The organism is Paenibacillus sp. FSL R7-0210 (assembly GCF_038009085.1).
Classification (GTDB): Bacteria; Bacillota; Bacilli; order Paenibacillales; family Paenibacillaceae; genus Paenibacillus_AQ; species Paenibacillus_AQ silagei.
Window position 1 is genome coordinate 470,647 of record NZ_JBBPAR010000001.1, and the last position, 18,394, is coordinate 489,040.

The 18,394-nt window shown below is 55.0% G+C and carries 16 protein-coding genes; 14 read left to right on the top strand and 2 right to left on the bottom strand.

Annotation, left to right across the window (positions count from 1 at the left end):
- Positions 1–22: 22 nt before the first annotated feature.
- The 14 genes from MKY64_RS02140 (at position 23) to MKY64_RS02205 (ending at position 16,608) form a co-directional block, all read left to right on the top strand.
- On the top strand, positions 23–883 hold the full coding sequence (locus MKY64_RS02140; protein ID WP_209872394.1) for an ABC transporter ATP-binding protein: 861 nt from the start codon (positions 23–25) through the stop codon (positions 881–883).
- Positions 880–1,605 (top strand): ABC transporter permease, encoded by a 726-nt coding sequence (locus MKY64_RS02145; protein ID WP_036732404.1) that lies wholly within the window; start codon positions 880–882, stop codon positions 1,603–1,605. Before MKY64_RS02140 ends, MKY64_RS02145 begins: the two co-directional genes overlap by 4 nt.
- A complete protein-coding gene (locus tag MKY64_RS02150; protein WP_340950685.1) occupies positions 1,589–2,752 on the top strand; it encodes a M20 metallopeptidase family protein in 1,164 nt (387 codons plus the stop codon). Before MKY64_RS02145 ends, MKY64_RS02150 begins: the two co-directional genes overlap by 17 nt.
- Positions 2,753–2,771: 19 nt before the next feature.
- Positions 2,772–5,351 carry a lantibiotic dehydratase gene (locus MKY64_RS02155; protein WP_340950686.1) on the top strand — a complete coding sequence of 860 codons (2,580 nt, stop codon included), beginning with the start codon at positions 2,772–2,774 and terminating at the stop codon, positions 5,349–5,351.
- A complete protein-coding gene (locus tag MKY64_RS02160) occupies positions 5,332–6,432 on the top strand; it encodes a hypothetical protein (RefSeq protein WP_340950688.1) in 1,101 nt (366 codons plus the stop codon). The genes MKY64_RS02155 and MKY64_RS02160 overlap by 20 nt, the downstream gene beginning before the upstream one ends.
- Positions 6,413–7,780 carry a hypothetical protein gene (locus MKY64_RS02165; protein WP_340950691.1) on the top strand — a complete coding sequence of 456 codons (1,368 nt, stop codon included), beginning with the start codon at positions 6,413–6,415 and terminating at the stop codon, positions 7,778–7,780. The genes MKY64_RS02160 and MKY64_RS02165 overlap by 20 nt, the downstream gene beginning before the upstream one ends.
- Positions 7,722–9,665: a YcaO-like family protein gene (locus MKY64_RS02170; protein WP_340950692.1), complete on the top strand. Its 1,944-nt coding sequence runs from the start codon at positions 7,722–7,724 to the stop codon at positions 9,663–9,665. The genes MKY64_RS02165 and MKY64_RS02170 overlap by 59 nt, the downstream gene beginning before the upstream one ends.
- Before the next feature lie 12 nt (positions 9,666–9,677).
- Positions 9,678–10,592, top strand: coding sequence for a thiopeptide-type bacteriocin biosynthesis protein (locus MKY64_RS02175; protein ID WP_340950695.1), 915 nt, complete (start codon positions 9,678–9,680; stop codon positions 10,590–10,592).
- Positions 10,576–11,403 (top strand): SagB family peptide dehydrogenase, encoded by an 828-nt coding sequence (locus MKY64_RS02180; protein WP_051478667.1) that lies wholly within the window; start codon positions 10,576–10,578, stop codon positions 11,401–11,403. The genes MKY64_RS02175 and MKY64_RS02180 overlap by 17 nt, the downstream gene beginning before the upstream one ends.
- A gap of 18 nt (positions 11,404–11,421) precedes the next feature.
- Positions 11,422–12,204: a hypothetical protein gene (locus tag MKY64_RS02185; protein ID WP_036732394.1), complete on the top strand. Its 783-nt coding sequence runs from the start codon at positions 11,422–11,424 to the stop codon at positions 12,202–12,204.
- A 109-nt stretch (positions 12,205–12,313) separates the two neighbouring features.
- Entirely contained in the window at positions 12,314–13,231 is a 918-nt protein-coding gene (locus MKY64_RS02190) for a polyprenyl synthetase family protein (protein WP_051478665.1), read from the top strand.
- A gap of 145 nt (positions 13,232–13,376) precedes the next feature.
- On the top strand, positions 13,377–13,556 hold the full coding sequence (gene comX, locus MKY64_RS02195; RefSeq protein WP_209872369.1) for a competence pheromone ComX: 180 nt from the start codon (positions 13,377–13,379) through the stop codon (positions 13,554–13,556).
- A gap of 33 nt (positions 13,557–13,589) precedes the next feature.
- Complete coding sequence (locus tag MKY64_RS02200) at positions 13,590–15,971, top strand: ATP-binding protein (RefSeq protein WP_036732390.1); 2,382 nt, start codon at positions 13,590–13,592, stop codon at positions 15,969–15,971.
- On the top strand, positions 15,949–16,608 hold the full coding sequence (locus MKY64_RS02205; protein ID WP_340950698.1) for a response regulator transcription factor: 660 nt from the start codon (positions 15,949–15,951) through the stop codon (positions 16,606–16,608). Before MKY64_RS02200 ends, MKY64_RS02205 begins: the two co-directional genes overlap by 23 nt.
- A gap of 44 nt (positions 16,609–16,652) precedes the next feature.
- On the opposite strand, the gene MKY64_RS02210 is transcribed toward MKY64_RS02205, so the two are convergent.
- Entirely contained in the window at positions 16,653–17,795 is a 1,143-nt protein-coding gene (locus MKY64_RS02210; RefSeq protein ID WP_340950699.1) for a glycoside hydrolase family 88 protein, read from the bottom strand.
- Positions 17,796–17,899: 104 nt separating this feature from the next.
- Entirely contained in the window at positions 17,900–18,361 is a 462-nt protein-coding gene (locus MKY64_RS02215; protein WP_340950701.1) for a hypothetical protein, read from the bottom strand.
- Positions 18,362–18,394 lie beyond the last annotated feature (33 nt).

Here is an 18,394-nt window from a genome sequence, read left to right on the forward strand (position 1 = left end):
AAAGAAGGAGAATAACTTGCAAATGCTGCTGAAATTAGAAGCTGTAGAGAAGCGGTTCAAGGATAAGCAGGTGCTGGCCGGAGTGAGCTTTGATGTGGCGGAAGGCGAGAGTATCGCCTTAATCGGACCGAACGGGGCGGGCAAGACGACGATGATCCGCTCTATTCTAGGGCTTACCAGTATCGATGCCGGGGTCATAGAGCGGCATTTCGATAACCACAAGGATGTCGGAATGATGCTGCAAAAGGATCTTTTCCCCGATGGACTGCGGGTCAAGGAGCTGATTGAACTGCATAAGAGCTATAGCAAATCCAAGGTAGATACGAATGAGCTGCTTAAGGCCGGGGATCTGGTGCAAGAGACGCGCAGTATGGTCCAGAGCCTGTCCGGCGGGCAGAAGCGCAGACTGTCTTTCGCACTCTCTCTGGTAGCCAATCCCAAATTGCTGTTCCTGGACGAACCGACGGTCGGCATGGATGTTACCGCCTGCAGAATGTTCTGGAGTAAGATCAAGGAGCTGCAGGGGCAGGGTAAATCCATATTCGTAACCTCACATCATCTGGATGAGCTGAACGACTTTTGCCGCCGGTTTATTTTTCTCAAAGAAGGGAAGGTCGCTGCGGTTGTAAGCAAGGAGGATCTGAATGCCCAGAAAATCCTCGTTGTCCATCCCGCGCAAGCAGAGGAAGCAGAGGAGCTGCAGCGCCGGTTCGGCGGTCTAGTGGAGGATGGAAGACTGTATGTCTTTCATCCGGCGGAGCAATCCCGGCTGGTGGATGTCTTGAAGGAGCGGCAGATTCCTTATGAAGAACGGCTTAAGGAAGTGAAGGATTGCTACCGTGAAATTTATGACCACTATGAAGAAGGAGTGATGCAGGCATGATTACAATTATCCGCTATGAAATTCTCAAGGTGCTGCGTAACAAGAGGTTTGTATTTTTCACACTCGTGATGCCGCTTGGGTTCTTCCTTGCTCTGAATGCCTTCGTGAAGCCTGATCACGGCCAAGGGGAGTTTATTACTTATCTGGCGGTATTCTGTACCCTGTTCGGAACAGCGGGCAGCGGACTGAATACGCTGAGCACCCGGGTGGCCAAAGAGAAGTCTTATATCGGCAGCATCTACACCGTCACCCCTTACTCGCCGGGCAAGTTCATCTTCGTCACCGCTCTGGTTCAACTGATCCTGAATGTGGTGATCGCGGCGGTAATCATCACGTTTGGCGCCGCTGTCTTCCACCTGAGAATGGACACGGTGCTGCTGAAGATGGAGCTGCTGGCGCTGTACTCCAGTCTATATTATATTTTCCTCGGCCTGATTCTCGGCTTCCTGCTGGACATTGTGTCGCTGCAATCGATCTCCTTCCCGCTGTACCTGGGCTTCATGTCCATGAACATCACGAATGATCTGGGATTCTCGGTTCCGGGCTTCATGACCCATATCCAGCGCTTCTTCCCGGGCTATTATCTGAGCAAAGCGGTTAAGACCCTTTATACCGGAGGCGATGCCCTTCAAAGTATTCTGATGATGACGCTGAACATTGGGCTGCTGCTGATTGTAACTCTCGTAGTCTACCGCTACAAAAAGAATGCAATCGTCGCTTAAGCAAGGCGCCGGTGAGCTGGAGGAGCTGCGGAGGACCCGCAGGGAACTGCACCGCATCCCTGAGCTTGCCGGGCAGGAGAAGAAGACGAGGGCATACATTGAGGATTACATTGTTTGGTATACCACCCGGATCAGAATCGAGCATTCGTCGGAAAAAGGGATCATCGCTTCCTATCAGGGCGGCGCCGGATTACCGGTCATCGGCTTCCGGGCAGAGCTGGATGCCCTGCCGGTTGAGGATACCAAAGCGGATGCTCCTTATCGAAGCGTGCATCCCGGCCTAAGCCATGCGTGCGGACATGATGCCCATATGTCCATTCTGCTGCAGCTCATCCGTTGGGTGGACCGGAGCGCACCGGCTGTGAACTGCCGCTTTATCTTTCAGGCGGCCGAGGAAGTGATGGCGGGAGCTCGGGAGCTCATTCCCCTGCTCCGGGCGCAGAAGCTGGAATACTTGTATTCGCTTCATGTCACACCGGATCTGTATGCCGGGTATTTCTCCCTGCGGCCCGGCCTTGCCCTGGCAGGCTGCCTGAACGCGGAGCTGCTGCTGGAGCTGGCCTCCGGCCATGCTTCTGACCAGCCGGATGTTCTCCGGGTGATCGCCGAGGTGCAGCATTTCCAGGAGGCCTATAAAACAGCCGGGCAGTTCTGCAAGATCACGCATGTGGAAACGAATGGCTACTATAATGTGATCCCGGACCGGCTGAAGCTGTATCTTACAATCCGCTCTGCGGAAGCGGACGCACTCCGGGACGGGTATCGGCAGCTAATGGATGCCCTAACCGCATCCTGTCAGGTGCGGGGGATTCTGGACAGCCGGATTATTTCCGAGTATCCCTGCTGCTTGAATGATCCGGCGCTGACCAGGCTTACGGCCCGGCTGCTGGGTACCAGGTTTGGCAGGGATCAGGTGCTGGAGGCGCCGTTCCTGTTCTCCAGCGATGACTTCGCCTTCTATGCCAGGGAACTGCCCGGTGTCAAGACCTGCTATTATTTCATCGGCGCTTATGTGCGGGAGAATAACAACGTTCACACCGGAGCTTTTGACATTGACGAGAATGCATTGCTGTTTGGACTCAACAGTTATCAGGCCATTATTCAAATGTTCGGGCAGGCCGGCCGGTCCCGGAGGGTCCCCGAATAAATAGACAGGAGTGGGAAAGATGCGGGTATCACCCCTTTATATGTACAGACAAACCAATTTCCCGCTTAGATATGTAGCCCAGTATATGGGGAATCTTAGCGGGCGGTATACAGCGGTGCGGCAAAGCGCGGGCGAACCGGCGCTGCGGCTGGCTGATATCACGGAAGAAATGCAGCGGCAGATCGGCAGCCTGGAGCGGGATGACGAGCGGATGGAGGCGATCCGGTTCAAGCGTGACTTCTTCAATGAGCGAGCCAGCGCCGAGAAGCGGTACAGCCAAGTGGAAGCCCTGTTCACCGAAGAGCTGCGCGGCGAGACCCGGCAGGTATTCGCCTTGCGGCAGCAGCAAAGGGAACGGATGGAAGAGGTACAGAAGGAATTCGAGGCGCTTGCCGCAGCGGACCGCCGCTGGCTGCAGGGAATTTATCTGGAGGACCGGGAGCTGCGGGATGCCCTGACGTTTGTAAACAGTGCGATAACAGCCAAGCTTGCTAAATACTTGCGGACTCCGGCTGAGGAGCATGACCGGAATCTGCGCAAGCTCGATTATACCCTGGTTAAATTTCTGACCCGGGCCAGCATGAAGACCAGTCCCTTCGCTAATCTCACCTACTCCGGGATCGGAAACTTCAGCGGTGTGAGGAAGACAGGCGCCAAGCGGCTCTATCCCCGGCTGAATGATTCGCTGATCCTGCAAATCTACGACAAGCTGTTTCTTGAGCCGGAGTGGATTACGCGGCTCGAATACCGCCTGAATGCCACTTGCGTGGAGCTCGAGGGGAAATATTATATTACTGTGCTGCAGAACACCAAAGGTGAACGCCAATTGTATAAATCGAGACAGGGGCTTGTTACACTGCGCGCCAGTGAAGCACTGCATAAGCTGTTCGGGAGACTTAAGGAGGTGGAGGTGCTCGCCTATCCGGCCATGCGGGAGCTCCTCAACACTCTTGGTGTCTCCGGCGAACAGGCAGACAATACCCTGCGCCAGCTGATCAGCAATGGGGTGCTGGAGCGGACTGACTATCTGAACGAGCAAGCTGGCAATCTGCCTGAAGAGCTGCTGCGGAAGCTGGAACGCTACGGTGTAGATCACCCGTGTATTCCGCTGCTGCACGAATTGAACGCCCTGACCGGACAATTCAGTGACTCGCTGGATATGGAAGCTACGGATCGCCTGTATGAGTGTGCCGAAGCGCTGGCTGCATTGTTCGGCCTGGAGCCGATGCCCCGCCGCAGCCTGCTGTATATTGACGGTATTGATGAGACGGTGCAGACCCAGGACTATGCAGGCCGGCAAGGGCGGCTGGCCCAGTTATCCCGTTACCAATGGCTGATGATGTGCTTCGACACGGTCGTTAAGATGCAGTTCGCCGCAGGGGAGTTCTTCAAGAGCCATTACGGTACAAGTTACATTCCCGCGAACTCGCAGGAGGCTTCAAGGGTACTCCGGGATATGGCCCAGGTGTTCTTCTCGGACCCGGAGTTATTGAAGGAGACCTCCGGACTGTTCAACTGGGATAAAGCATTCAGCCATAAGAAGACTCAGCGTCTGCACAATATCGCCAGCCGCTTGACGGGATTCCTAAACGAAGCCGCCGCGCAGGATGAGATTGTCCTCTCTGATACACAGACAGCAGCCTGGCAGCGTGAGATTCAGGATGTGCTCGGGGACCGCCTGCTCTCACACTCGTTTTTTGTACAGGAGAGCGGGGAACGTATGGTACTGAACCATATGTATAAGGGGTTCTCGATTTATTTCGCCCGGTTTCTGAAGTATCTGGAGGACTCCGGCAGCGAATACGCCGCTTATCTGCGGGAATGCTTCGATGGGAATCAGGTGGCAGATATCCGCAATACCTTCGGCTTCAATGCCAATATCCGCAAGAGAACGGTGCAAAAAGAGATCGCCTTGCCCATTCAGTCTATGACCGAGAGCGGGCAGTCCCTCTCATGGCTGGATTTGGGGTTCCGGTACAATCCCTCCACGGAAAGCCCTGAGTTCTTTGATCCTACGACAGGTAACACCGTGCGTCCGCAATTTCTGGGTACGCTGGTGCTGGTAGCCGCCCCGGCAATTCTGACGACCTTCGATATCCTGTCCTCGCATGGGACCAGTTATTTTGACCTTGGGGAGCTGGTTCTGCGTGAGAGGCTGAAGCCGGCAGGAGGAAAGGATGAGACGGTTATCCATGTTCCCCGGATTTGGCTGGGCGAACATGAACTGATGGTTTCCCGGGAGAAGTGGCTGCTCAGCACTTCAGCCTTATCGGGAGCGCTCAGTGAGAAGGAACGCTTCACAGCCTGGAAGCGCACCATTGATTATTGTGATAGTAACGGTATTCCTACCCGGTTCTTCGCCAGGCCGTTCAGCACAAGCACAGAACCGGCTTCAGAGGCGACAGAACGCAAGCCGCAATTCATTAATTTATCCTCGCCGCTGCTCTTCCAGGTATTCCTGCAGCTTGCGGCCAAGGGAGAACATCTCTTAATCGAAGAGGAGTATCCGGTCGCGGACACGGAGCTTGATCATGTGCTGGAGTATACCTACGAAATTACATGCGGAGGGGAAGAGGAATATGCAGCTGCGAACTATTAATTGTTATTTATACGACAGCAAAGCGACTGCCTTACTGGTCCGGTCCATCCTGTCGTTCGTCCAGACCTCGAAGCTGGAGAATCTCATTCTGCAGAAAAGCTGGGTCTATGGGTTCCATCTTAAAGTTACGCTGGACGCATCTAATGCCAATCCGCAGCTTGAGGATCTGATCCGCCGTCATGCGGAGCGGTATTCCAGAGAACGGTCTGAGGATGAATACGTGAAATACGAGCGTATGGTGAATAAGCTTGCCCTAATGGAGGAGTATTCGGGGACGTTCCTGCCGCTTCGCCGTGACGGTGAGGTGACGGTAGAGGAGGGAAGCATGCTGACCCACGGCAATCCGCTGTGCAGCGCCAAGGTGAATTACAGCATTGAGCTGCTCAAGAGCCGGCTGATTGCGGATATTTATGAGTCCTGGGTGGAGCTGCCTAAAGACAGGCAGAACGTGGAGGCGGCCAAGATGTTTTTTATTACCGGCAGCAACAGTCCAGGGGGGCTAAAGATAGGATATCTGTCGCTCCGCTCCAATTTTGAATATTTCAAAACCCAACTGGCCGAATTCAGAAAAGATGAAAGGATGGAGTCCAGAATACACGAAGCTCTGCATGGCCGGACGGATACCGAAAAGAAATTTATAGCAAGCGGAGTGCAGAGCTTTACCGAGGGCCGGTTTGAGCGGGAGTTTATTTTTGGGCGGCTGCGGATCTTCATCAGTTCATTGTGGACGATGCTGGAGCAGGCGTATGAACGGGGAGAGCTGGTGCATGACAAGCTGTATTACGGCGATGATTTCTTCGAACGCCATGATCAGGTCAGTACGTTTCATCAGACCTTTTTCTCCAACCCCGATTTCCTGAAGCATTATCACGATAAAGGGTTCGTCGTCTACCGGTTCGTAGCCGCTGTCCTGTATTCCTTAATGCCGATGCTGGAGATCTCACCTCTGCGCAAGCAGCGCATCACCGGCGTGGCCTCCGAGAGTGTGGAATCAGGCTACGGGATGGATTGGAAGGATGCTTACAGTTATCTGGAGATGAAGATGGCGGGAGAGAGTGAACATGACACACTGGTTCATTAGACGGGAGGAGCGGCTGTATCTATATGGCAAGCAAGGGCTGCACCAGCTAAAAGCGAACCCGCAAACCGCCCGGAAGCTTAAGGAGGCCGTGTTCGGTGACCGCTCCGCAAACTGGATGCCGGTTGACGAGGCGTTGGCGGCGCGGCTGCTTCCCGGGGAGCAGCGCTCTGCGTCTTCTGGCGGGAATTCGGACGGTACTCTTACGCCTCGCGGGGAATGGCAGCTGCGGGTGATCACTCCCGATAAAGCGCTGCTGCTGCGCTATCTGACGCCAGGTGACGAACTGGAGATCACTGCTGCCGTGGAGGAAGGCAATCCGCAGTGGAAAAGTGCAATGGCTCAGCCCCTTCTGCTTAGCTATGCAGAAAGTATAGCTGCGGCCTGCGACGGCCTTCAGGACGAGGAAGCACAGGCAGCCAAACGCGTCATTCAGATTGACCTCGGGGGGGCCAAAACTGTGGTTGAGCCCAAGCGGCTGCTCACCGATGTTCTGCGGACAGCAGTCAGAGAAACGCGGAGTGATCCTGCGGAGCCGGCGGAGGCTGTGGACTGGACTTCATGCCTGGATGCCCTGGAGCGTCTGGAGAATCAGCTTGTGCACAGCTTTGTGTATCATGGAAATGATCTTTTGCAGATTCCCTATAAAATAGCCACCGCTTCTGACGGAAGCTACCATAGCGGCGAGGGGAATGCAGAGCAGATCGTCCGCGCCTCCTGCCGCAATCTGGAGCGGCTGCTGAATCAGGTTCACCCCGGCCCGCCCGGAGAATGGCTGGTTACGGCAGGGCGGCAGCACAGAGTGGAACGGCAGGCCGAGCAGCTCTTCACGGCATGGGAAGCTGTGGGAGGCCCGGCAGTGCTGGAAGGCCGGAAGCTTGCCTTCGCGGAGCTCGCGGGGAATACGCGGATCCAGGCTATGATCCGCCGTTTCGTCCCACAAGCGGAGCAGCTTGAGATCTATGTAGAGCGGATTCCCGGAGTCGGCGCATACCGTGCTGCTGCCGGGAAGGCAGGAAGCGCCTGGACAGACGGCTGCTGCGCTTCCTCTCAGCAGGAGGCCATTCAGGCAGTGTTAATCCGGTTCTACGCTCAGGTGCAGCAGAATGGTATCCGCGTTTCCAGCCCATATGCCGCAGATGAGCGGATGAGCGCTGCACCGGTGGAGCCGCCGGAGCAGGGGCTGACAGAAGCATTTCGGGACAAGTATAGCAGCATGGAGCTGTTGATTCCGGTTCTGGAGAATACGGGAATAACCATCTTGCATGTGCAGCGAAAGGAGGAGAGAGGCCATGAAGGAAGCCATGTTATACCGGACGGACAGTCTGTTTCTGCGGGAAGTTGTTCTTGAGCTGGAGAAGCAGAAGATCCCTTACCGCTTGACGGATGAGCGGGTTGTAGCAGACAGCTCCGTGCTGTTCGTCATCCTGGATCATTTGCTGGAGGAGGACCTTAGTCCCTTCTACCGGGAGGTTCCCGGTCCGGGCGGCGTCTTCTTCTTCCATCTTCTGCTGGACACGCTGCTTGTGGGTCCTCTGCATCATGAGGCAGACACCGGGGGCTGCATGGCCTGCCTGCAGCAGAAATATAAGGATACCGGAAGGGAAGGACTGTTGCCGCTGCTGTATGGCGAGAAGACAGAGTACGTGGCTCAACCGCAGGCAGCCGGATTCGCTGCCGATTGTATCCGCGGCGCCCTCCTTGCGGCGGACCGTCTTCACCGCTACATAGGCCATGTTGAGCATATCCACTGGGATGCCCTGCGCGCGGAAGGTTATCTGTTGCGGAAGTATAAAGGCTGTCCCGTATGCTCGGCGGCAGCTCCATCCGTGGCTGCCCCGCGTCATCGGCAGACGGCAGCAGATACGGTGAAGCAGGGCAGACGCACCTACCGGCTGCGCTCAGAGCTGGATACAGAGACTATCCTGCGCAAGTGGTATGATCCCGATGGCGGAACGATCACCCACCGCTACCGTGAACTGCGCTCCTCCTATATTGAAGCCGGCGGAATGGAGCTGCGGATAGGACCAGCTTATGTTGAGACCGGATTCGGCCGGGCCTACCGGAGGCCGGAGGCCATGAAGCTGGCGGTGCTTGAAGCCCTGGAGCGGTATTGCGGAATGTGTGACCGGACCGCGCCTGCGGCAGAGAGATTCTCCTATGAGCAGCTCTCAGGGCAGGCGGTGAACCCTGCTGTGTTCGGTCTTCACGATGCTGAGACCATGGCGCATCCGGCCTACAGACTGCAGCATTACAAGGAGAGTCTGCCTGTGTACTGGACACCGGTGTTCTCAATGAGGGAGCACAGGGAAGTACTGGTGCCGGAGCAGCTGGTGTACTTCGCGGACGGACATTTCAGAATAGGAACCAACCGGTTCGTCTATGACAGCTCTAACGGCCTGGCACTGGGCAGCACCTGGGAGGAGGCGGCCTTGCATGGTCTATTCGAGGTCATTGAACGAGATAACTTCCTCTGCGCCTGGTATAACCGGCTTCCCCTGCGGGAGATCGATATTTCCGGCAGTCCGCTGGAGGCGCTGAAGCAGCTTATATATTTCCTGGAGCTGGAAGGTATTCAGATCCGCTTCTTCGATATTTCAATGGAGCTTAAGGTGCCCAGTGTATGGGCGCTGGCGTACGATACGCGCGAGGGGGCTGTCATGAAGGCCTATAATGCCGCCGCCGCCCATGTCATTCCCGGCAAGGCGGTGGAATCCGCAGCGATGGAGGTTATCACCTCGCTGCCTATCTATGCGGCGGAGCTGAAGGAAGGCGGCAGTGCATACACACGGGCGCAGCAGCTTGTGAACAATCCCGGGGCGGTTACTGAATTCGAAGACCATGTTCTGTATTATGCCAGCGAGAGCAACTGTGTCCAGGCGCTGGACTTTGTACTGCGGGGAGATGGGCGGCAGAAGGCATCCCTGGAGGAGCTGTACCCCGATGCCTATGATCCTGGAGGCCGGTTCACTCATGATGATCTGGCCGGTGATCTGGAGGAGCTGGCCGCTGCTGTCATTGACCGTTACGGGGAGCTGTATATAGCCGACGTGACTCCGGATGAAGTGGCGGACTTCGGTTACCGTGCGGCCAAGGTGCTGGTTCCCGGCATGATGCCCATGACGTTCGGAGAGCAGCATAGACGCGTGATTAAGGAAAGGCTAATCCGGGAAAGAGAGCGGCGGGGGCTGGACAAGGATTTTACGGTCAACCCCGACCCGCATCCTTTTCCATAAGGAGGGGTATTTATGCAAACGTGGAAAAGCTACAGGGTGTATTATCAGTTCCAGCCGGGCTATGACGGACTGATTCTGCTGCTGGCCGAACAGCTTGAGCGGCTCGCTGCCAGGGGAAGAATCTCGAAATGGTTCTTTCTGAGATATTGGGAAGACGGCCCGCATATCCGGGTACGGTATCTGATGGATGGAGAGCTTGGCGAAGAAGAGCTGTTTGACAAGGTGAGAGCATATATTCAGCGCTATCCCTCGATCCGCAAGCTGAGCAAGGAAGAATATTTCCAGGGCCATAAATTCGACGGGGAGCCGCTTGAGCTGCAGAATCTGGACTGGTATGAGGAAGGCGAGATCATCAGTAAGCTGTATGAACCGGAAGTTGAGCGATACGGCGGTGCTTCACTGATGCCGCTGACGGAATCTCTGTTCATGGAGTCCAGCAGGCTGGCCGCCGGTATCCTGGAGCTGACGGCAGGTAGCACCTTCACCCGGCGCCTGCTTACGGGAATGCGGGTGCTGGAAGAGCTTGCGGAGAGTATCTTTACAAGAATTCCCCGCCTGGGGGAGGTCCATTCCTTCTACCGCAAGAGTGCGGAGAGCTGGCAGCGGCTGTATCAGCTCGGCGACATGGAGCTTACATCCAAGCTTGCCCGCTGGTGTACGGCGCACCCCGACTGGCGGGATTCAGTGGATAGTCTGCTATGGAGCCAGGGTAATTACCGTTGCCTGCGGAATGCTCTGCTGGACGGCTATGCCGCCATTGCAGCAGCGGAGCAGAATGAACAGCGGATAAGATCCATCCTGTATTCGCACCTGCATATGCTGAACAACCGCTGCGGAATTAGTCCTGAATATGAATATGCGCTGTACCGGACGCTCTGGAGTCTCACAATCAATCAGGAGGTGGGTTCAAATGTTACCATCCCATAATCAGATATCCGAGTTCTATGATTATGATCTGCTGTTCGAGGAAATAGCCGGGGAGGAGCCACGCTCTGTGGCCTGGCGATTCAACCAGCGGCCGCTGGACAACTACGAGTTCCCCGGCAATGAAGTCCCGCTGGAGGAATACCTGGACATGGTCAGTCTGGAGCGCGGCCCGTCCCTGCCGGAGAAATATGAGGTACGGCTCGACAAGCTGCTGCTGAAGCGCAGATCTACACTGCTGGGCCAGATGGGGGCGTCCTGGTCGCTGGACGAGCTGGCTGCCATGCTGAGCTGGTCCGCCGGACCGCGCGGTGAGGACCGGCATATGGGAAGTCATCATGCAGGCAAGCAGATCTCCATGCGGACCTACCCTTCGGGCGGTGCGATGTATTCTATCAAGCTGTACATGTATATCCGTGGAGTGGAAGGGCTTGAGGACGGTGTGTATTATTATGCGCCGCTGCAGCAAGAGCTGTACCGTTTCCGCAGCGCACTGCCGCCGGAAGAACTGGAGCATCTGTTCCCCATGACCCTGTACAAGACGGATGCGAGAAGTCTGGCGCTGGAGGGCGCGTCCATTCTGCTGTTCTTCATGGCGGATTTAACATACAGCTTCAAGAAATACGGCCGTCTGGCCTATAAGCTTGCCTTGCTCGAAGCCGGCCATATTGCCCAGAATGTACAGCTGATCAGCACCGCAATGGACAAGAATACGCTGCCGATCTGCGGGTATTTTGCGGACAAGGTAGAGGAGCTTCTGCTGCTAAGGGAGCATAAATACCAGCACTGTGTGTATGGCATAGTGCTAGGCTAAACGAAGGAGGAGAAGGACATGTTGAATGCTTTTTTTGAGCTGCAGGCAGCAGAAGATACGCTTCAGGTCATGAACTGCTACCGCCGGACCAGCCCGCTCTACACGATCTCCCACCGTGATCCGGTGCGGCTGAAGCGGGTGCTTGAAGACCGTCAGCTCTCTGCCGATTCCAAGGGAGCGGGGCGGCTGTATGAGAATGGCATCCTGGTGGACCCTGTCCATCTGGCGGTGCTTGAGCGCTTCAAAGAGATGTTCGCGGGTGTGGATGCCGACGTTGACCCGTATGCATTATCACTCGTACTGACCCGCGGGTATCTGCGCTCCGAGATTCGGGTCATCCGTTATGCCGGAGCAGCTGTCCCCTTTGCTTATGCTGCGGCACCGTTAATCAAGGATGAGAATGCCCCGCAGCATCATCTCGTCATGTACAGTGATCCCTCGCAGCTGCGGAGATTGCGAGAGGAGGTTGACTTGACACGCAGGGATACTATATTTCTCTGCCGGGTGGCCGAAGGGGAGATTACGGAGATCGGGCCGGTGTATGCGCTGCATCCCTCCTTTTGCTTCGACTGCCTGATCGACAGGCTTGAGACCTATCATATCCGGTGGACAGGCCCCCTGGCAGGGGAACGGTCTGCTGTGCTGGAGGACGAATTCCTGCGCGCGCTCGTCGATCATTACAGCTCCTACATTACGCTCCTCTCTAATGTACATGAGCGTAAAATGATATTAGATGCCAGTGCAAAGCATTATACCAGCCTCATTTCCCCGCGTTCCGCTCACTGCCAATGTCAAAAATAGAGAATGAGAGGGTTTCTTTTACAGGAAAACAATGGAATTCTCGGACGGTATCTATTAAAATGAACCATGAGAAGCAGAAGATGATAGACGCAGATGCGGGGGACGGTTCATGGAGTATTTTATGGGAAATGTCATGTCCGAATTTCAGACTCAGATCGACCGGTATTTCCGGGTGAAGCTGCTGCACGAAGCTGCCCAGGCGGCCATCAATATGAAGTGTTCAGAATCATTGCTGTTTGGCAAAATGACCCTTCTGCACTACCGGATGTTCGGCGGGGAGGATTCCGGGATCTATAAAGCGGCTGCCGCCGTGGAAATGATGATTCTGGCGCTTGATATCATCGATGATATACAGGATGAGGATCATGCGGATATGCCGTGGTGCCAGATGCCAAAGGAGATCGCTCTTAATCTAGCCCTCGGCTTCCTCAGCCTCTCCCAGGAAGTGCTGATGGATAGCGACATGCCTGACGAACACGCCAGGAGCATTGCAGCATTATTCAATAATCAGCTACTCGCAGCGATTAACGGACAGACGCTTGACCTGTTGAATGAAATGGAGACCGAAGAGGATTACCTCATCATGGTGCGGCAGAAGTCAGCGGCGCTCCTTGTGTGTGCCTGTATGACCGGTGTAATTCTGGCTACAGGAAGTGCGGATCAGCGCGTAGCCGAATATGCCGAAGAGATCGGAATTGCTGCCCAGATTAAGAATGACTACCGGGATCTGTTGAACTGGGAAGGCAAAAATGATTTCATCCGCCGCAAGCGGACGTTGCCTCTGCTGTTCCTGCTTGCGGAGATCGGGGAGAACGATAGGTGGATTGCAGAATACTTTGCCGGCGGCCTGGAGCCGGAGGATGTGCTGCACCGGTTCGCCGAATTCGGCGAGGCTGTGGAACGTACAGGCACCCAACTGTATACCTCGGTGCGGATGCGTTCGCATTATTACCGGTTCCTGGATGTCATTAACCGTATGGAGCTGGACTCCAAATGGCGGGATCTCATTATTGAGGCCGCAATGTAGCTCACGGAACCCCGTAATACCGCATGCGGAATACCGTAACAGATTGGCGGTAATTACGGGCCACAATGTCGTTTTGCTCAGGGAGAGAACCTGATATATTGGTTGCAGGAAGAAGAAACGAGCCAATAATAAGGGGGAGCAGATTATGTTACAAGAAATCATTCGCAAGTTGGTACAAGAGCCGGGGTCCCTGATGCAGCTACAGAGCGGACAGCTCCAGCTTGCCGGAATGTCTGCGCTGGAAGAGCGGGCGCTGATGGATGTGATGAACAGCCGCGATAAAGATCATGGCCAGACTCTTCTTAGAGAGATGTACTGGTGTTAAGAGCTTACAATATATTCCTGGAGGCTTGTCTCATTGCCTAAACTATCTAGCCATCATCCCAAAATTATAGCGGGCCTGTCCCTGTTTATCCTTCTGGCCATGTATTTGGCCTATGTGATTCTATCCCGTCCTGTGATAGGCATCGATGTGAAGTTAACGCCGCAAGGCAGGGTTACGGTAACCAGCGTTGCAGCAGGCAGCTGGAGCGAGCAAAAAATTCACCCCGGAGATACGGTTCTTCAGGCTAATGGGGAGGATCCGCTGCTTCTGGAGACGATCCGCAAATATAACAGTATTGAGAATGTGGATTCACTCGTTATTGAGCATACGGGACCGGAGGGAAATTCGGTGACCACCAGCATGGAAGTGGAGCCGGGCTTGTCTGCGCATGAGCTGATCTTCCGCCTGCTGATCCCCGGCATTTCTTTGCTGCTGCTCTTCGGGTTCTCCGTATACGTATACCGCAAAAAGCGGAATGACCGGGCTGCGCTGCAGCTTATCCTGTTCTTTCTCAGTATCGGGTTAAGCTACTTCAGCTCAACGCCCTCGGGGATGGCGGATAAGGTAGGGAGAGTATGCCTGGGTACCAGCTTCGCTGTCGTTCCCGTTTTTTTCGTCCACTTTATGCAGGTCTATCTTATGCGGTTCAAGGAGCCGTTCCTGTCCAGAGCCGTTCTGAAAGTGATGTATGCCTGTGCAGCTCTGGTGAGTGTGCTGATGTTTCTGGATGTGGCGCTGACGCGGCGGATTCATCCGCTCGAAACCCAGACGCTGCTGATCTTTTTTGTAGCCGCCAATTTCCTGATTGTCTATAAGCTGATCTCTGGCTTCCGCAAGCACCGGACGGGTGAGCTGCATACCTTGTTCAAGTTTGCCTTGACGGCGCATACCGTAGCTTTTTCACCGTTCCTGCTGTTTAACGCTCTGCCGGGGCTGTTTGGCGTGACGTTTATTTCTGCAGAAATGACCGCGATCTTTGTATATGCGATTCCTGTCGTATACTTCTATCTTTTTGTTACCCATAGACTGTTTGATATTGATTTTCTGCTTAACCGGCTATTTTATTATACGGCGCTTTCGCTGGTTCCCGCGCTGCTGATCCTTGGGGTGATGGGGCTGCTGATTCACCAGAATCCGTACGGCTGGATTGTCTGGGTTCAAATTTTTCTGGCTATCTATCTGATGATTACGCTGTTCCTGTTCTTCAAGGAACTGATGGATTACCGGCTGCGCCCGTATTTCATGAAGGATTTGCAGGATTTCCAGGGGAGCATTGACCGTTTCGCCAAACGGATCTCGAAGGTGATGAAGCGCTCGGATCTGGAGCAGATTCTGGAGCGGGAGACCCTACTGGTGCTGCCGGTCCGCAATGTTTCTTTTTTGGAGATTACGCGCGGGGATGAGCAGAGTCAGGTTAGTGTTACCAGTGACGGGAGAGCCGATCCCCAGATTGAGCGGGACCTGGAGCAGGCGGTAAATGGTCTTGCTGTTGGTGAAATGACCCGGATGTACCGGGGGATCTGCCTGGTGATTGGAAATTATGGCCCCGCCCGGCATATTCTCTGGATCGATGACAAAACCAATTACACGAGCTTTAACTATGCTGAAAAAAACTGGCTGAAAACCATAGCGCATTACAGCAGTATAATCTATGAGAATCTGTATCTCGTAGCGGGACTGATTGAGAATCTGGAGGGTGAAATCAAGAACCGTAATGCGCTGGCGCCGCCATGGGTGCTGCGTCTGATCTTCACCTTGTCCGAGAACGAACGCCGCCGGCTGGCCTCCGACCTGCATGATGCAGCGCTTCAGGACCAATTGATCTGGTACCGCAAGCTGGAGTCGCTGATGCTGGATTATCCGATGGAGCCGGGCCTTCTCGTGCAGCTCGATCAGATTAAGGAGGGGCTGCTGGATGTCATACACCAGATCCGGCAGACCTGCAATGAGCTTAGGCCGCCGCTGTTAATGGAGATGGGCATTGTGGAAGCCTTGAAGCAGTTGATTCAGCAGGAGCAGATCCGTTCCGACTACACGGTGGAGCTTCAGACGGAACCTGATACCATAGAAATGGATGATGTCCAGATTCTGGCGGTGTACCGCATCGTTCAGGAGCTGCTCAGAAATGCTGACAAACATGCCAAGGCCTCACATATCATATTGTCGCTGGAATCCCATAGCGGGAGATTATACTTCTATTATAAGGATAACGGGAGAGGGCTGGATCTCAAGGAGCTTAAGGATTCATTCGGCCATATGGGGATATCCGGTATTCAGGAGCGTGTGCGGAGTCTGGACGGCGAGATCAAATTTGTATCGGCGCCGGATCAGGGATTTGAAGTACGGCTTGTGCTTCCGCTGGCAGCCGGCATTGAAGAGGGAGGTTATGATGATGATTCGTATATTACTGGTTGACGATCATCCATCGGTCTGCGAAGGGACCAAAACTATGATCGAGCAGGACCCCGAAATGGACGTAACCGTGTCGTACAGTTCACCGGAGGCGCTGGAAATGGCTGCATCGGGGGAATACGACCTGATGCTGTTTGATCTGAATATCCCTGTGCTGAGCGGACTTGAGCTGACCAAGAGACTGATTGGGATCAACCCGGAATTTCGGATTCTGATCTATACGGGCTACGAAATTAGCTCGAACTTCAACATTCTGGTGGAAGCCGGGGTCTCTGGCATCGTCAGTAAAACAGCGAGCAGAGAACAGCTGCTTACCGCCATCCGCTGTGCGCTCCGGGGAGAATCCGTCATTCCTGTCAGCCTGCTCAGGCAGCTTCGCCGCAGTGACATGCGGGTGTCTTCCTCCCGTGATGAGCAGCAGATGGAAGACATCTCTATTAACGAGCGGGAGCAGGAGATTCTGCAGGAGGTAGCGGAAGGCCGCAGCAATAAGGACATTGCCAGTAAGCTGCTGATGAGCCAGCGTACCGTAGAGTATAATCTGACCCGGGTGTTCGAGAAGCTCGGCGTCCATTCCCGTTCCGAGGCTACAGTGAAGGCCAAGCAACTGGGACTAATCGGAGACAGGAATTTTTTATAGACCCCGGGCTTCTGGCAATATGAATCAGCGGATGCTGCTTCGTTTCAACTGTCCCCCCGCTCATACCAATACCCCGGTACACCCCGCGCAAGACGCAGCAGCGCCTCCAGGAAGAAGTAATCGCCCCAGATCATGAAGTCATCCGGGGAGGCGTTGCCTCTGACGGAATAGGAGCCGTGCCGCAGAAATCCCTCTTCTAATGGGTGGCCTGCGGTGAAGTAGTGATTGATCAGCGAGTCCATGGATTTGTTCACGGCGTCCCTGAAATAGTCCCGGTCCGGATCATTCTCCGGCAGATGCTCCAGCAGCTCCAAGAGACCGCATACGGTGATGGCGGAAGCGGAGCTGTCGCGCGGGGTGCCTTCCTGCTGCGGGGCATCGAAATCCCAATAGGCGACATGATCGGCGGGGAGATGCTCCACGAAGTAGCGGGCCATTCTTTTGGAGGTTTCAAGATAATGCGGATCTTGGAAGCTGCGGTAAGCGAGAGCGAAGCCGTAGACGCCCCAAGCCTGGCCCCGTGTCCAGGTGGAGCCGTCCTGATACCCCTGCGCCGTCCCCCCGCGAAGGGCATCCCCCGTCTGCTGGTCGAAATAAAAGGTATGGTAAGAAGAGTCGTCGCCCCTCACCAGGAAGCGGCGGCTTGTCTCGGCGTGAATACGGGCAGCCCTGGCATAGACCGGGTCGCCGGTCTGTTCGCTGGCCCAGCAGAGGAGCGGAAGATTCATCAGGCAGTCGATGATGATTCGCCCGCCGTTGTCTTCATCGCCCTCGGGTCCCCAAGCCTGAAACAGCTGCGGACCGGGGCGCCAGCGCTTCATCAGCTGGTCCGCTGCCTGAAGAGCGAGCAGACGCGAGGCTTCATCCTTGTCTGCAATCCAGCGGGCCTTGGCCGAGAGCGAGTACAGGAAGCCGATATCGTGGTGATCCAGCGCCTGCCCGTCCAGCATGCGCTGGCGGAAGGAGTCTGTCGCCTGGATGGCGGCGGCATGAATCTCCGGGTCCTGGCTGTATTCATAGCTTAGCCACAGAATGCCGGACCAGAAGCCCTCCGTCCAGTTGGTGTGGTCGGTCAGATGGTATTTGCCGTCCCCCATACTTACAATCGGAAACCTCTCACCAAATCGCTTCATATTAAGCCGCGTAGTCGTAAGCGTCTGCTCAATCGTCTGCTCCCAGTTCATCATACCCGCCATAACCTCCATAATATCGCTATAGTGTGCTTAACCATATTATAAGCCGGTTAAGCTGTAGGTTTGTTGCACAGAACTATAGTTATATTGCGGATCTGCTATGAGCGGACGTGCCCGTAGACGCTCCAGCTGTTGACTAAATGACCGGCGGCGAACAGACAGGCCGGAACAACGAATAACCAGGACTGGAGCCATACGCCAAGCAGCAGGAAGTAGAGGGCCGGGAAGACGGCCATAGGAACGGGGATACCCAGCCAGGGCTTGAACAGCACCGCAAAAGCTCTCCCGCTCCGGTAATAGCGCACCCAGCAGCCATAGTACACCAGCATGCAGAGTGCCATCAGTATGGCGGATACTCCCAGGGGCTCAGCAGCAATCATTCGGCCGAAAAGAATGGGCATCATGAAGCAGGTGATCTGGCCTGCCCGCTCCAGGAGCGTGAAGACCAGCGGGACGGAGTCCAGGGAGCCGGGAACACTCCGGGGCGGGAAGAATATGAATATTAGATTCGGCAGTAATACGAGTAAAGAGATGATAAAACCTTGAGCATGCAGTCCCATCGCAGAAATCCGCCTTCCTGAGCATTGATAGTG